Origin of the sequence: Nocardia sp. NPDC051900 (assembly GCF_044452545.1) — a bacterium.
GTDB classification, from domain to species: domain Bacteria; phylum Actinomycetota; class Actinomycetes; order Mycobacteriales; family Mycobacteriaceae; genus Nocardia; species Nocardia sichangensis.
On record NZ_JBITBU010000003.1, the window covers coordinates 383,475 to 398,351 of the forward strand.

Annotated in this window: 15 protein-coding genes; 3 read left to right on the top strand and 12 right to left on the bottom strand. The window is 69.7% G+C overall.

The window, feature by feature from the left end:
- Nucleotides 1–5: 5 nt before the first annotated feature.
- Together ACIA5H_RS06565 and ACIA5H_RS06570 are read right to left on the bottom strand one after the other, a co-directional pair.
- Nucleotides 6–791, bottom strand: a complete 786-nt coding sequence (locus ACIA5H_RS06565) for a 2-keto-4-pentenoate hydratase (RefSeq protein ID WP_397074369.1) — start codon at nt 789–791, stop codon at nt 6–8.
- Between the two features lies 1 nt (nt 792).
- Entirely contained in the window at nt 793–2,418 is a 1,626-nt protein-coding gene (locus ACIA5H_RS06570; RefSeq protein ID WP_397074371.1) for an FAD-binding protein, read from the bottom strand.
- Nucleotides 2,419–2,523: 105 nt separating this feature from the next.
- Here ACIA5H_RS06570 and kstD point away from each other — a divergent pair, with 105 nt between their 5' ends.
- Entirely contained in the window at nt 2,524–4,233 is a 1,710-nt protein-coding gene (gene kstD, locus ACIA5H_RS06575; RefSeq protein WP_397074373.1) for a 3-oxosteroid 1-dehydrogenase, read from the top strand.
- Nucleotides 4,234–4,427: 194 nt separating this feature from the next.
- A complete protein-coding gene (locus tag ACIA5H_RS06580) occupies nt 4,428–5,294 on the top strand; it encodes a MaoC/PaaZ C-terminal domain-containing protein (RefSeq protein ID WP_356963584.1) in 867 nt (288 codons plus the stop codon).
- A 75-nt stretch (nt 5,295–5,369) separates the two neighbouring features.
- On the opposite strand, the gene ACIA5H_RS06585 is transcribed toward ACIA5H_RS06580, so the two are convergent.
- The 9 genes from ACIA5H_RS06585 to zapE form a co-directional block, all read right to left on the bottom strand.
- A complete protein-coding gene (locus tag ACIA5H_RS06585; RefSeq protein WP_397074376.1) occupies nt 5,370–5,825 on the bottom strand; it encodes a TraR/DksA family transcriptional regulator in 456 nt (151 codons plus the stop codon).
- A 25-nt stretch (nt 5,826–5,850) separates the two neighbouring features.
- On the bottom strand, nt 5,851–6,420 hold the full coding sequence (locus ACIA5H_RS06590; RefSeq protein ID WP_397074513.1) for a CBS domain-containing protein: 570 nt from the start codon (nt 6,418–6,420) through the stop codon (nt 5,851–5,853).
- A 122-nt stretch (nt 6,421–6,542) separates the two neighbouring features.
- Entirely contained in the window at nt 6,543–8,066 is a 1,524-nt protein-coding gene (locus ACIA5H_RS06595) for a PucR family transcriptional regulator (RefSeq protein ID WP_397074378.1), read from the bottom strand.
- A 273-nt stretch (nt 8,067–8,339) separates the two neighbouring features.
- The gene (locus ACIA5H_RS06600) at nt 8,340–8,801 is read right to left on the bottom strand and encodes a hypothetical protein (protein WP_397074380.1); all 462 of its coding nucleotides are present in this window, start codon (nt 8,799–8,801) and stop codon (nt 8,340–8,342) included.
- The gene (locus ACIA5H_RS06605) at nt 8,798–10,072 is read right to left on the bottom strand and encodes a DUF58 domain-containing protein (protein ID WP_379250311.1); all 1,275 of its coding nucleotides are present in this window, start codon (nt 10,070–10,072) and stop codon (nt 8,798–8,800) included. Before ACIA5H_RS06605 ends, ACIA5H_RS06600 begins: the two co-directional genes overlap by 4 nt.
- Nucleotides 10,069–11,031: an AAA family ATPase gene (locus ACIA5H_RS06610; RefSeq protein WP_379250309.1), complete on the bottom strand. Its 963-nt coding sequence runs from the start codon at nt 11,029–11,031 to the stop codon at nt 10,069–10,071. The genes ACIA5H_RS06605 and ACIA5H_RS06610 overlap by 4 nt, the downstream gene beginning before the upstream one ends.
- A gap of 29 nt (nt 11,032–11,060) precedes the next feature.
- A complete protein-coding gene (locus ACIA5H_RS06615) occupies nt 11,061–11,549 on the bottom strand; it encodes a hypothetical protein (protein ID WP_355077044.1) in 489 nt (162 codons plus the stop codon).
- A gap of 34 nt (nt 11,550–11,583) precedes the next feature.
- Nucleotides 11,584–12,501 carry a DUF4129 domain-containing protein gene (locus tag ACIA5H_RS06620; protein ID WP_355076764.1) on the bottom strand — a complete coding sequence of 306 codons (918 nt, stop codon included), beginning with the start codon at nt 12,499–12,501 and terminating at the stop codon, nt 11,584–11,586.
- A gap of 179 nt (nt 12,502–12,680) precedes the next feature.
- Nucleotides 12,681–13,691: a cell division protein ZapE gene (zapE, locus tag ACIA5H_RS06625; protein WP_397074383.1), complete on the bottom strand. Its 1,011-nt coding sequence runs from the start codon at nt 13,689–13,691 to the stop codon at nt 12,681–12,683.
- A 64-nt stretch (nt 13,692–13,755) separates the two neighbouring features.
- Here zapE and ACIA5H_RS06630 point away from each other — a divergent pair, with 64 nt between their 5' ends.
- On the top strand, nt 13,756–14,328 hold the full coding sequence (locus ACIA5H_RS06630) for a TetR/AcrR family transcriptional regulator (RefSeq protein WP_379250305.1): 573 nt from the start codon (nt 13,756–13,758) through the stop codon (nt 14,326–14,328).
- Here the strand turns inward: ACIA5H_RS06630 and ACIA5H_RS06635 are convergent, their stop codons facing one another.
- Entirely contained in the window at nt 14,329–14,766 is a 438-nt protein-coding gene (locus ACIA5H_RS06635; protein ID WP_397074386.1) for an NUDIX domain-containing protein, read from the bottom strand.
- Between the last annotated feature and the right edge of the window lie 111 nt (nt 14,767–14,877).

Below are 14,877 nucleotides of genomic sequence, written 5' to 3' on the forward strand. Positions count from 1 at the left end.
CCTCCCTAGGTGAATTGCAAACGGACAGAGCCGAGTCCGGCGAACTCGGCGTGGAAGTCATCGCCCGGACGGGCGTCGATGGCGCGGGTGCACGAGCCGGGCAGCACGATGTCACCTGCCTTCAACCGGACACCGAAGCTCGCGACCTTGCGCGCCAGCCAGGCCACCGCGATCACCGGATCACCCAGCACCGCGTCGCTGCGGCCCTCGGCGACCACCTCGCCGTTGCGGGTGAGCACCGCGTCGATGGCCTTGATGTCGATGTCCCTCGGCGCGACACGCTGCGCGCCGAGCACGAAGCCCGCCGACGACGCGTTGTCGGAGATGGTGTCGGCCAGACCGATGTTCCAGTCCTTGATCCGCGAGTCGATCAGCTCGATCGCGGGCGCGAAGGCGACCGTGGCGGCGAGCACGTCCTCCTCGGTGCACTCCGCGCCGGGCAGGTCGGCGCCGAGCACGAACCCGACCTCCACCTCGACCCGGGGGAACAGATACCGGCCCGCTTCCACCGGAACGTCCTCGTAGACTTCCATTTCCGCGAGCAGATGCCCGTAGTCGGGCTCGTCCACGCCCATCATCTGCTGCATGGCCTTCGAGGACAGGCCGACCTTGTGCCCGACCACGCGCGCGCCCGCGTCGAGCCTGCGGCGGATGTTGATCAGCTGGATCTCGTAGGCGTCGACCATGTCGATGTCGGGGTGGCGGGCGATCAGCGGATCGATCGCCACCCGGTCGCGCTCGGCGCGCTCGAGTTCGTCGGCCAGTTCGGTTCGTACCGCGTCGGACAGCACGCTAATTTCCTTCCACTGTTGCGTTTTCCAGCGCCGAGACCTGCTCGCCCGCGGCCGACCGCCCCGCCCTGCGGCCGGAGAAGACGCAGTCGGCCAGCGACAGCCCGCTGACGTAGGACTTGGAGCAGACGCCGACCGCGGTGCGCCCGGCCGCGAAGAGCCCAGGGATGTCGGCGCCCTCGGTCGTCTTGACCGCGCCGGTGCGCTCGTCCACGACGACGCCGCCGAGGGTGAGCATGGGGCACGGGTTGGTCAGGCTCGGTTTGATGCCCACATCCAACAACCAGAAGGGGCCGGTAAGCACCGGTTCGGTGAACTCGGCGGGTTTCCCGACCGGATCGGGGGCGCCGGTCTCGATCGCGGTGTTGTGCGCGTCGACCGTCGCGCGCAGCCCGGCCGGGTCGATGCCCGCCTTCGCCGCGGCTTCCTCCAGCGTGGCGCCGCGAATCGCGGTGCGACGCATAGTCTCGAACTGCCCGCGCTGGAACCAGGCTCCTTGCTTGCCGATCTGCCCGATCGCGGTGCGCATCAGTGCGTTGTCGGCCAGCAGCCACCCCTTGCCGCCGTGCTCGGTGATCAGCTTGTTGCCGACCGCGGCGCCGTAGCGCGTCTCATCGATCACCCGCCTGCCATCGGCGTCCACCAGCAGCGCCGCGGTGAACGCGCTGGGCGGGAGCAGGAATCGCCATGCGGAGACGTTGTCCATGTGATCCACGGCCGCGCCGACCTGCTCGGCCATCAGGATGCCGCTGCCGTCGTCGGCGGTGGTGCCGAGGGCGAGACCGCCGTGGAAGGCGGGCGCGTACTGTCGCACCAACTCGCGATTGGCGATGAACCCGCCCGCGCTGAGCACCACTGCGCGCCGCGCGAGGACCCGGATCGTGCTGCCGTACCGGCGTTCCAGCAGGTCCAGCCGCTGTTCCAGTGCCCGTCGCAGCGGCGGGTAGTAGATGCCGGGCTTTGCCGCGACCTTCGCCATGCGGGTGTAACGGTCGCGGACCCGGCCAGGCGCGTCGCGCAGGGTGCGGCACTCGACGCCGATCACCGCGCCCGCGCCGTCGGTGATCAGTCGGGTCACCCGGGTGAGGGTCTCCACGCGCACGCCCGCCCTGGACGCGGCGGCGGCGAGCGGGCCGGTGAGCTTCTTTCCCGAAGTGCCCCTTCCCTTCACCCGATGTCCGCGCTGGGCGGGCGGGATGTCGCGGAACGCGCCGGAGATCTCGCTGCCGGAGTAGTACAGGTAGTAGCGGTCGTTGGGGTAGGAAGTCTTGTACGGGCACAGCGAGGCTTCGAACGGAACGCCGTGCGCCTTCAGCCACTCGATCAGTTCCGGGCTCTCGTCGACGAACCGGCGCAACGTCTCGGGGGCGACCGCGTCGCCGACCTCGCGCTCGAGGTAGGCGTACATGGCCTCCGGGGTGTCCTCCACCCCGGCCTCCCGCTGCACGGAGGTGCCGCCGCCCGCGTAGATGATGCCGCCCGAAAGCGCCGACGTCCCGCCTCCGGCGAAGCGTTCGAGCACGAGCACCTGCGCGCCCGCCTCGGTCGCTTCCAGCGCGGCCGCCGCCCCCGCGGCGCCGTATCCGACCACGACAACGTCGGTGGCCAGGTCCCATTCGAGGCCCATGTTCTTAACTCCGGTCTGAAACTGAAACAAGTTTCCTCGACAAACGGAACGTCGAGCAAGTCTTCTGCCACACAACATAGACCAATGGCGCGTCCATTCTATAACGTGTTCTACATGACTGATCGGGAATACGACGTGGTGGTGGTCGGCAGCGGCGCCGCCGGCATGACCGCCGCCCTCACCGCGGCCCACAACGGCCTGAGCGTGGTGGTCATCGAGAAGGCCGCGCACTACGGCGGGTCGACCGCGCGCTCCGGCGGCGGCGTGTGGATCCCGGGCAACAAGGCGCTGCGCGCGTCCGGTCGGCCCGACGACCGCGAGGACGCACGGACCTACCTGCACAGCATCATCGGCGACGTCGTCCCCTCCGAACGGGTCGACACCTTCATCGATCGCGGGGCCGAAGCGCTGGACTTCGTGCTCGATCACTCGCCCCTGAAGATGACGTGGGTGCCCGGCTACTCCGACTACCATCCCGAAGCGCCGGGCGGGCGGCCCGAGGGACGCTCGTGCGAGCCCAAGCCGTTCGACACGAAGATCCTCGGCGACGAGCGGTTCAACCTGGAGCCGCCGTACGCGAAGGCTCCGCTGAACGTGGTGGTCATGCAGGCCGACTTCGTCCGGCTCAATCTGATTCGGCGGCATCCGAAGGGCATGCTCCGGGCGATGCGCGTCGGCGCGCGCACCTACTGGGCCAAGTTCACCCGCAAACACATCGTCGGCATGGGGCAGGCCATCATCGCGGGCATGCGCAAGGGGCTCATGGACGCGAACGTGCCGCTGTTGCTGAACACCCCGATGACCGACCTCATGGTGACGAACGGCGTCGTCACCGGCGTCAACGCGCTGCACGACGGCGAGCCGGTCACCTTCACCGCCCGCTACGGCGTCGTCCTGGGCAGCGGCGGTTTCGAGCACAACGCGGAAATGCGCACCAAATACCAGCGCCAGCCCATCACCACCGAGTGGACCACCGGCGCGGCCGCCAATACCGGAGACGGCATCCAAGCGGGCATGGCGGCGGGCGCGGCCATCGGTTTCATGGAGGACGCCTGGTGGGGGCCGACCATCTTCAAGGGCGGCAAACCGTGGTTCGCGCTGGCCGAACGGAACCTGCCCGGCAGCATCATGGTGAACGCCGACGGCAAGCGATTCGGAAATGAGTCCGCTCCTTACGTCGAGGCGGTGCACACCATGTACGGCGGCGAGTACGGGCAGGGCGAGGGGCCGGGCGAGAACATCCCCGCGTGGCTGGTGTTCGACCAGCGCTACCGGAACCGCTACATCTTCGCCGGGCTACAGCCCGGTCAGCGTTTTCCGTCCCGGTGGATGGAAAACGACTACATCGTCAAGGCCGACAGCATCGAGGAATTGGCAGGCAAGATCGACGTGCCCGCCGACGAGTTGGCCGCTACCGTCACCCGCTTCAACGGCTTCGCCGAGACCGGGAAGGACGAGGACTTCGGCCGCGGCGACAGCCATTACGACCGGTACTACGGCGATCCGACCGTGCGGCCCAACCCGTGCCTGGCCGCGCTGGTGGAGGGCCCGTACTACGCCGCCAAGATCGTGCCGGGCGATCTGGGCACCAAGGGCGGACTGGTGGCCGACACCGCCGGGCGGGTGCTGCGCGAGGACGGCAGCGTCATCGAGGGGCTGTACGCCTCCGGCAACTGCTCCACACCGGTGATGGGCCACACCTATGCCGGGCCCGGCGCCACCATCGGTCCCGCGATCGCCTTCGGCTACCTCGCGGTGCTGGACATCGTCAAGCGCAAGAAGGAGCAGCCCGCAGTCGCCGCGGCAGAGGCCTGACGGTCGCCCTCGGCCACAACTGGGGCGCCGAGCACGAGCCATACCGCGACGCCCATCCCACCGACCGGACGGCGCACTGGCGAGCCGCGGGCGCGCCGAGCAGGATCGAACCGAAGGCGCAGCTATTTCCGGCGCGGACTCGGGCGCGGCGCGGTAGATCCGGATCGATCCACATTCATGCACAAGGAGAACTGATGCCCATCGACCCGAAGATCGCGCTCGGCGCGGAACTGCCGAGCCGGGAGTTCGCCTGGACCCCGTCGGACGTGCAGCTCTACCAACTGGGCCTCGGCGCAGGCACGCGCTGGACCGAGCCTGCCGAGTTGCGCTACCTCGACGATCGGGAACCCCAGGTGCTGCCGACCTTCGCCACCGTCGCGGCCACCGTGCACGAGACCGAGCCGCCCAGGGTGAGCTTCCCCGGCGTCGAGATCGATCTGGCGAAGGTGGTGCACGGTCATCAGGAGGTCGAGGTGCACCGGCCGATCCCGGCCGCGGGCAAGGCGACCAAGGTCAGCCGGATCGCCGAGATCTGGGACAAGGGCTCGGCCGCGGTCATCGTGCAGGAGCACACCGTCACCGGCTCCGACGGAGCGCCGCTGTGGACCGAGCGCTCCTCGATCTTCGCCAAGGGCGAGGGCGGCTTCGGCGGCGAGCGCGGACCGAGCACCAAGACCGAACTGCCCGACCGCGCCCCGGATTTCGACGTCACCACCCCGACGCTGCCGCAGCAGGCGCTGCTCTACCGGATGTCCGGGGACCGCAACCCGCTGCACTCCGACCCCGAATTCGCCCGCGCCGCCGGATTTCCCGCGCCCATCCTGCACGGGTTGTGCACCTACGGCATCGTCTGCAAGACCGCGACCGACATCGTGCTCGACTCCGACACGAGCCGCGTCACCGGTTTCCGCGCCCGGTTCGCCGGGGTGCTCTACCCGGGCGAGACGATCCGCACCCGGATCTGGCGCGAGGACGACGAACTCACCATCGCCGCCACCGTGGTCGAACGCGACGACGCAGCGGTCCTCGGCGACGTCAAGCTGCGATTCCGCTCCGCCTGAGGAATCACTACACAGCTTCACTCGAGCGGCCCCCGGCGGGGCGCGTCCGGCAGCACTCGCCCGAACGGCGGGCGGTCAACGGCACGCGAGCGTCTCACGTTTGGTCGGCAGGTCGCGTCGCGGCGCTGGGGAGGGTTGTCCCGGCCGCTGTCCGCGTATCACGCGGGATCCGTCGGCGGAAGGGAGATGCCGACGGCACCGCAAGCACCACTGTGTAGTGGGAATGGTGCGCAGCAGGCGAACCGAGATCTCGGCGTCACAGCGGCGGCAGCGGCCGTAACCTCCGGTGGCGATGAGCAGGAGAGCTGCCTCGATGTCCGCCAGCGCTTGCCGTGCTGCCGCGGCCAGTTTGCTGTCGACCTCGCGTCTGGCCGCGTCAGCCGTGTCGGCGGGTTCACCTGCGCGGGCGATTGCGGCTTCGAGTTCGGCCAGCTGTTGCAGGCGGAAGCGGCGTTGCTGCAACAGGGCGGCGCGCAGCACGGGTAGCTGTTCGCTGAGGCTTGCGCGTGAAACGGGGTGTGCGTGGGTCATCGTCGACTCCAGGGCTGGTTGGTGGTCAATGCTCGGCCGCGGCGGGTGTGAGCGCGATGCTCGCGGTGCGGATGCCGGGCACGGTGCGGGTCAAGGCGACGGCGATGCGTCGTTCGGATTCGTCGGCGAACCGGCCGTAGACGGTGGCGTCGCCGTCGTCGACGGTGACCTGCCAGCGCCGCGCGCCGCGATATTGATCGAGCAGGCGCTGCGCATCGGCCGCGAGCGCGTCGTCCGGGGTGAGCATGAGCCGCAGCGCGTCGCCGCGGCTGAACATGCCGACCACGCGGTCCTCGGCGTCGACGACCGGCAGGCTGCGCAGTCCGTGGGTCACCAGCCTGCTCATACCCTCGGCCAGTGCCGCGGTCTGGGGCAGGGCGACCGCCGGCGTGGTCATCACCGCGCCGACCGCGTCGTCGAGTTCTCCGGACCGCAAGAGGTCACCGCTGGTGAGCATTCCGATGAGGCGGTCGTCCCCGTCGAGCACGGGCAGCGCCGCGTACCGCAGTTCGGCGAGCATCAGCGCCGCCTCGCGCGCCGTATCCTCGCGCCGGACGGTGGTGACCGGCCTCCGCATCACCTCACGTACCTGCATGTTCCTCACTCCGATACCTCCTTTCCGGCTCAACCTCATGGTGGCGTGGCGGCAAGGCGATCGCTTGCGCTGATCGGACAATCGGAGGGCGGAGATTTGTGGCGACGGCACAGCGGGCCGGGTCAGTCGGTGTCGGCGACGGCGAGTTCGATCATCATGGCGAGACGTTTGCGCGGATCGTCCAAGCCGAGATCGGTCACCTCCGCCATCTTGCGCAGCCGGTTGCGGACGGTGTTCTCGTGCACGCCGAGCCGCGCGCTCGCCTGGGCCGAGTCGCCCTGCGCCTGCAACCAGGCGCGCAGCGTAGCCACGTACTGGGTGGAGTGCGCGCGGTCGTGGCGCCGTAATTCCGACACCGGTCCCCGCGCCGGCGTGCGTCCGGAAAGTCCTGCGGTGCGCAATCGCTGTAGCAGGATCTCGTCCCACGACTCGTCGTAGGCGGGAGGCTCGGCCGCCGCGGGCCGGGCCTCGTGCAGCGCCAGGCACTCGTCGGCTTCTCGGCGCGCCGACGCCAATTCCGTTGCATGTGCGAGACCGCTGACGCCGGCCGTCAATGTCATCCCCACGGGCAGCGCGGCCTGTAGCTCACCGACCCAGCGGCGGGCCGCCGCAGCGGAATCAGCGGGGAGCACGGTGTAGACGGTGTCGCCGACCAAGGCGCTGCGGGTCGAACGGGACCAGCCGAATCCGGTCGTCGCTCGCTCGAAGATCAACAGCAGCGCGGCGTGCCGCTCGTGCGCGTCTCGATCCCGCAGCGCGATCACCCGCAAGTTCTCCGGCGCCAGCCCCAGTCTGCTGGCCACCGTCGCCGCGTCCGCCGCACCCTCCAGTAGACGAATGACCAGATCGGCTTCCACCTGACGCTCCAGGTCGGCGCTGGCTCGCGACCGCAACAGGTGCAAGGCCACCGTGCGCGCACCATCGGCCAAGGCCGTGCGCCGCGCCCCGCGCAACGGCGCCGGGCACGACACCCATATCGACCCCAGCAGTTGCCCGCCCACACGCACGGCCACGACCATCCGCCCCGTCACACCGCGTTCGGCGTCCGCGGCGACGAACAACGGCTCATCCGAGGCGGCCAAATGCGCGAAGACACCGCGCGCGTCGAACAGGGCCCGCAACCACGGCGGCATCTCCCTACCGAGGATCGTCTCGACGCGGGCGGGATCGAGGTGCTGCTTCGGCTTCGAATACGCCAGCACCCGAGACCGCCGGTCCTCGATCGTCACCGCGCCCCCGACAGCGTCGGCCACGCTGTCGGCCAAGGCGAACAAATCGGTCGGGCCGCGACCGGCCTCGGTCTCGCGTCCTTCCAGCACCAATCCGTAAACCACCGCGGCCAGCTCGCTCCAGGCCACCGCGGGATCGACCACCAGCACCGCCACGCCATCGATATCCGGCTCGTGCTCGGTCTCCGCACCCCCACGAAGGACTGCGACGACAGCACCCGCCGAGACCGCCCATTCCACCACCTCCGACAGCGAGCGTGCCCCGATCCCCAGCAGCACGTCGCCCGCCTCCACGGGCCCCTGATCGGCCCCGTGGATCACCACGCTGCGCAATCGGGTGGACCGGGGCACCGAACCCAACCGCAAGCGGATTCCGTAGCCACTCAGCACGTTCGCCAACCGGTCCAATGTCACCACGAGCCGCTCCGAAGCCGAGCCGACAGCGCTGCGCGCCCAGGCGACCGACGCGGCCCGCACAAGGTCGTGGACGTGGCGGTCATTCGATCGAACTCGGCGAACGTCATAAGACCTCCCGCGGTTGTCCATCTCCTCGATCACGCCTGCGGAGCCTCAGCGGGGGACCTCGTCCGTCGGGACCGCCCTCGCACTACCGAACGGTACGCGCACGACCGTGCGGCTTTCGCGGTTCATACCGGCACGGTCTCGGCGCCGAGGGCTGTCGCCTCCGCGTCAGGCTTCGCCCGTCGTCGGAAGTTCGCGATCGCCGCGCCCGCGCCGGGCGGCGGCGCCCTGGATCACCAGCGCGTACAAAAGCAGCACGAGCACCGGCGCGGCCAGCGGCGCCCAAGCCAAGCGCAGCGGGACGAGAGCGGCGACGACGGCGACCGCCGTGAAGCCGACCGCACCGGTCACGGACGGGATCGTGGTCGGCACCACGCCGTGCGGCGCGGTCACCGTGGCCGCGTTGAGCAGATAGGTCGTGGCCACCAGACCCGTCGCCGCGGAAGCGAGCACACCCGCGTCGGCGACCGCGAGCACGGCGAGCGCGAGCAGCACCGCGCAGACCGCCAGCGGCCGCAGCCACCAGCCGAGCGCGACGAAGACCAGGGCGGGAATGCCGATCCACGGCTCGAGCAGCGCCACCGAGGCCACCAGCAGCACCCCGGAGAGAACGGCGAGGAATCTGGTCATCGGCGCACCCGTACGGTCCTGCGGTGCTCCGGCAGCACCCGCATGATCTGGTCCAGGCGCGCGTCTTCCGGCCACGCGACGATGTCGACGCCGACGGTGCCCATGTCCCGGTACATCGCCGCGCGCTCGAGCTGCCACATCTTGGCCAGGATCGGGTCGAGGTCCTCGCGGAACGGCGTGCCGCGCAGGACGTCCACCACGACCACCACGTGCCCGCGCTTGCGCAGATCGATCAGCGCGAGCGCGAACTGTGTGTCCAGCAGGGTGGAGAAGGCCACGACGATCGCGCCGAGCGGCACGGCGGAGTGCGGCGCGAGGGTGCCGGTGGTCGGGATGTGTTCGTCGCCCACGTCGAGCACGGTGTCCACGATGCGGTAGAACTGACGCCGCCCGATGTCCGGCCGCAGCCAGCGCGGCGCCTGGCCCAAGCAGACCACCGCGGTCCGGTCGCCCGCCTGCAAGGTCGACTGCACCACCTGCGCCGCGCCGCGCACCGACAGCTCCAGCGAATCGGTCGCCGGTCCCGGCGCTTGCTGCGAGGTGTCCACCAGCACAACGACGTCCGCCGAACGATTGGTCAGCCGCTCGGTGACGTACAGCCGCCCGCGCCGCGCGCTCACCGGCCAGTTCACGATGCGCAACTGGTCGCCGGGGGCGTAGGCGCGGATGTCCGCGTACTCGACGCCGGGACCGTGCCTGCGGGTCAGGTGGGTGCCGAGCCGCTCGGGAAGTTCGGTGCGCGGCAACCGCATTCGCTGCGGATCGGTGATCGGGTACACGAACAGCTGCCCCGCGGGCAGCACCGCGGTGGCGACGGCGAGCCCGGCGGGGCTCAGGGCCGAGACCCGCACCGACATCGGGTAGCGCCCCCACCTGGCCGCCGAGAGCGCGAGCCGCAACCCGGCGGGCGCGATTCCGGAATCGCCGGCCTCCTCGACCTGGATCTCCAAGCCGGCCGAACGCTCCGGCTTCAAGCGCAGCAGCGCATGCCCTTTCTCCACGAAGGCGGCGACGGTCAGCGTCACTTCCTCGGTCTCGAAACAGCGCAGCGTGCCGCCGCCGTCGACCTGGATCCTGGTCGAGGACTGCTGCCACGGCGCGGTTGCCAGCACGCCGAGCAGCGGCGCGGCGAACACGAGCAGTTGCCACCGGCCGAGGACCACCGCGAGCACCAGGGCCGCGGCGGCGCAGCCCGCGAGCATGAAGACCAGCGGTGCGGGTCGCCACCGCAATTCGGCGTCGACCGCGGAGCTGGCGTCGCGGTGCCTCATGTCACGGTGGCGCGCGGTACCGGCAGACGGCGCAGCAGTTCGGTGATCACGTCCTCGCCGCGGATGCGGCGCACCCACATCTCCGGCCGCAGCGTGATCCGGTGCGCCATGGCCGGGATCGCCAGCGCCTTGACGTCTTCGGGAATCACGTAGTCGCGGCCGAGCAGCAGAGCCCGCGCCCGGGACATCTGCACCAGGTCCAGTTCCGCGCGAGGGCTGGCGCCGACCTCGACCTGAGGGTGCCCTCGGGTCGCCGACGCCAGCGCGACGACATAGCTCACCACGTCGGGGTGCACGGTCACGTACTCGACGGATTGCCGCATCTCCAGCAAACCGTTGGCGTCGACGACCTGGTTGACCTGCGGCACCTGCGCCCCGCGCTCCAGCCTGCGGCGGATCATCTGCGTCTCGTCGTGCTCGGACAGGTAGCCCAACCGCAGCTGGATGGCGAAGCGGTCGAGCTGCGCTTCCGGCAGCGGGTAGGTGCCCTCGTACTCGATCGGGTTGTCGGTGGCCAGCACGACGAACGGTTGCGGCAGCAGGAACGTCTCGCCGTCGATGCTGACCTGTCCCTCGGCCATCGCCTCCAGCAGCGCGGCCTGTGTCTTCGGCGGTGTGCGGTTCACCTCGTCGGCCAGCAGCACGTTGGTGAACACCGGCCCGCGACGGAAGGTGAACCGGCCCGAGGACATGTCGTAGATCGTCGAACCGAGCAGATCCGCGGGCAGCAGGTCCGGGGTGAACTGCACCCGGGTGAACTGCAACCCGAGCGCGGCCGCGAACGATCTCGCGATGAGCGTCTTGCCGAGACCGGGTAAGTCCTCGATCAGCACATGCCCACCGGACAGCACCGCGATCATGATCAACTGCAACTCGTCCTGCTTGCCGACCACGACCCGGGACAACTCCCGGAGCACGGCCTCGCTGCGCTGGATGGTCATGTCCATCGGCATGGTCATGTGTGTACCCGCACTTGCCTCAACCCATTTCACATTCTCTGCAGGCGGCTCAGGATCTCGTCCAGCGCCGCACGTCCCGGTGCCCTGCCGGCTTGATCACGAAGGGCCGAATTGGCCGGGTCCACCCAGCGCCACAGTTCCGGCCCGAACTGGTGGACACCCGCCGCCTCGACCGCTCTGCGGTTCTTCGCCACCCGCTGGCCGCTGGACAGCTCGAACTCCTTGGCCAGCAGAGGACGCAGGTGCCGGTCCCAATCGGCACGACTGCCGTCCGCCCGGTCGGCGAGCATCTCCGCCCTGGCGTGCCAGCGCTGCAACATCTCGGCCGGGCCGTTCTCCATGTCGTCGAACTCGTCGGCGTCCCCGGCCTCGGCGCGCTCGAGCAGCGACCAGATCAGCCAGCCCAGCGCCACCGCGACCGGGATGCCCGCGACGATCAGCAGCAGCCCGCGGGCGCGCTCGACGGCGACCAGCTCGATCACCGCGATGACGATCACCCCGGTGATCACCACCCCCATCCGATTCACGCGATGTCCTTTCTCACCCGGCCGGTCACGCGGGCACCTCCCCTTGCAGATCGGCGAGCACGATGCGCAGCAGTTGCTCGGCTCGCATGCGCTGCCATTCGAGCATGGCGTGCGGGCTGAACCTGGCCTCCTCGAACAAGGCGACCAGTTCGCGGGCGGACGCGTCGTGCAGCGCGCCGCGTTCGAACGCGCGGGCCAGCACTTCCATCGGGGTGTCCGAGGCGAGCGGAGCGGCGGCGCGGTCGGAGGCGAGGCCGCGCTCCATCGCGACGTAGCAGGCGATGATCGCGGTGCGCGGGTCCTGGCCCGGGGCGTTCATCGCGGCCAAGCCCAGCTCGGCCGCGCGGGCCAGCGAGTCGGCCACGGTGGGCGTCGGCGCGACCCCGGGCGCCTGCGCCGGGACGGGCTTGCGCCGGGACGACACCGCGACCACGACCAAACCGCTCATCGCCACCGTCACCAGGCCCGCGGCCGCGATTCCGGCCAGCACCAGCGCCGTTCCGGTCAACTCCGCCGACCTGGGCTCGCGTTCGGCGGGCGGCGGGGTCCCCTGCTCCGGCGCGGCGCCCGTGGTGGTGGCGGGGGTCGCCGGGCGCGCGGGTTCGCTCGGCCTGCCCGCGCCGATGAAGTAGATCGCCGTCACGGCCGCGAACAGCACGCCGAGCAGCGCGAGCGCACCGAGCACTGCCAGGCCCACGCGCCCCAGCCGCCACTGCTTGCGCTCGTCCGCGCGTTCGGGCTCCGGCATGGCCAGCGGCAACCGGTGCTGGCTCGCGATGACGCCCGCCAGCAGGATGACGATCGATACGGTCAGCAACACGGGCATCAGAGCGACCGACAACGCGGACGGGACTTGCCTGCGCGACTCGCTCTCCGTGATTCCTGGGATGTATCCGTGCAATGCGATGGCGGCAAAAGCCAGCAGCGTGATCAGCACGATCACGCGCGATATCGGCGCTCGCGCCCTGGCCACTGCGTTACCACCAAATCTGAGTACTCCACAAAACAGCCACATAGTTACATGCCGGGCGGTCCGCTCGGGATGGAATGGAATACTTCGCAGTCCCTGCTCCTAAACCGCAACTGTGCGGGGAGGCGGCGGGTCGGCCATCGCGACGGTGACTACCGGACGATTTCGGCCGAGGATTGGGACAATGCACAAAGCCGACTCGTCAAACGTGAGATATCCGGCACTTCCCGCACCTCCCGCACCAGCTCGCCGAGCGCTGCGGACGCGATGACGGTGAGTGCACGATCGGCGTCGTAGAGCACGTCGACGACGTTCACGAAACGCATCGTCCAGTCGGGCGGAACCGCACGCAGCGGTGGTACATCCCGGATTTCCCACCGCGGAAAACGTTGGGCCAGCGCAACATAATCCGCCGCGGAAGTTGGGGTCCCGCACAATGCGGCGAAGTCGATGACGAGTGCGCCTCCGTCCGTCGCAATCGCCCGCAAACTTCTAGCACCGAGAGATATCTCGACGATCGATTCGATTTCCTGTTGTGCCGCATCATTATTGCGGGAGGACGAAGCTGACAACGCTTCCACGGCCATGTGCCATCGGGGCGCCATGACGTATCGCCCGGCCGCGAATCCGGAACCGGCGCCCCTGGAACCGAGGGTCCGATAGTCGATCGCGCCGTCGACAGCGACCACGTCCATGTTCGCGAGAATTCGCTCGATCGTCGGCACGAACCGGTCGTGGAACAACGGATTCGGCAGCAGCTCGGCGGGCGGATAGTTCGACGTCACCACCAGCGCGACGCGGCGGGCGAACAGCGCGTCGAGCAGCCGGGCGAACAGCATCGCGTCGCCGATGTCGTGGACGTGGAATTCGTCGAAGCAGACCAGCAGGGCGTCGCCGAGCAGCGCGTCCACCGCGGCATCGATCGAGCCGGACGCGTGCGCCGCGGCGTGCAGGCTCGCGAAGAACTGGTGAAAGTGGTAGCGCCGCTTGCGTTCCGATGCCACCTCGGCGAAGAACCGGTCCATGAGCATGGTCTTGCCGCGCCCGGGCCTGCCGTGGAGGTAGACGCCACGGCTCCGTCGGCTCGGCCTGCCGCGCCGATCGACCAACTCGCGCAACCGCGCCGCCGCCCGCGCCTGCTCGGCATCCCACCGTAGTTCCACGGCACCTCCAAAGTCCTCTACATTTGTAGAGGAGGAGGCCGCGCGGCGGCCAGGAAGGGTGATCATGTCCACAGGCGACCGGCGCGTGCTCCTCGTCGACACGGCCATCGAAGTGATCGCGGCACGCGGCCTGCGCGCGCTCACCCACCGCGCGCTGGACACCGAACTGGGCCTGCCCGCCGGTTCGGCTTCCTATTACTTCCGCACCAAACGCGCCCTCATCGAGGCCATCGTGGAGCGGATCACCACCCGCTCCCGCGACGATTTCGCCGCTGCCGCGTTGACGCCGACCGCCGACCGGCCACCGGTCGCGGAAGCCATCGCGGCCTGGCTGGACCGGCTACTCGCGCAACGGCGCGGTCACCTGATCGCACGGCACGCTCTGCTGATCGATCTGCTGGACGATCCCGACCTGCATCCCCGGCTGGTGCGCAGCCTGTTCTCCGTCGACCGCGCCCGCGACCTGTTCCGCGCCATGGGCGCGCCCGATCCGGATATCCGGGCCGCGGATTTCGTCGCTGTCATCGAGGGAGCCGTCTTCGACCGCTTCGCGGGCAATCGCACCGCCCTGCGCCCGGACACGCCGGAGAGCGTCCAGCAGCTCGCCCGCGTTCTCGCCGCGCACTTGCGTGTGTGATCAGCTGGGCCAGCCCCGCTGGCTGTAGGTCACGCCGGTGAGGTAGCCGTGGATACCGGCGGCCGGATACGGAATGAGGGTTTCCGGAAGGTTCGCGAGCGAGAACCACCGCAGCTCGTAGGACTTGTCCGGCTCGCGGTTGACCGGCTCGCCCGACCAGCGGCGCGTCTCGAAGAACAACCCGACCCGGGCTTCCCGTTCGGACTCGACGACATGCGCGGAATGGACGTGCCGCAGATCCGCCGGATCGATCACCACGCCGACCTCTTCGTGCGCTTCGCGGACCACCGCGGCGAGCACCGACTCCCCCACCTCGAGCTTCCCGGCGGGCAGGTGCCACAGCCCGTCGAACTCGTCCGCGCTGCGCCGCCTGCTCAGCAATAATTCCGCGCCGCGCAGCAGCAACACATGCACATCCACCAAATGCCTGGCCACCACTTGCCCCAAGCTACGCGCCACCCCCGCACCGGCGGCGGTTCGCACACCCGTCAGCACTCCGGACCCACCATGACGGGTGCCGGAGTGCTGAAGCAGGCAGGCGCGGCCGAC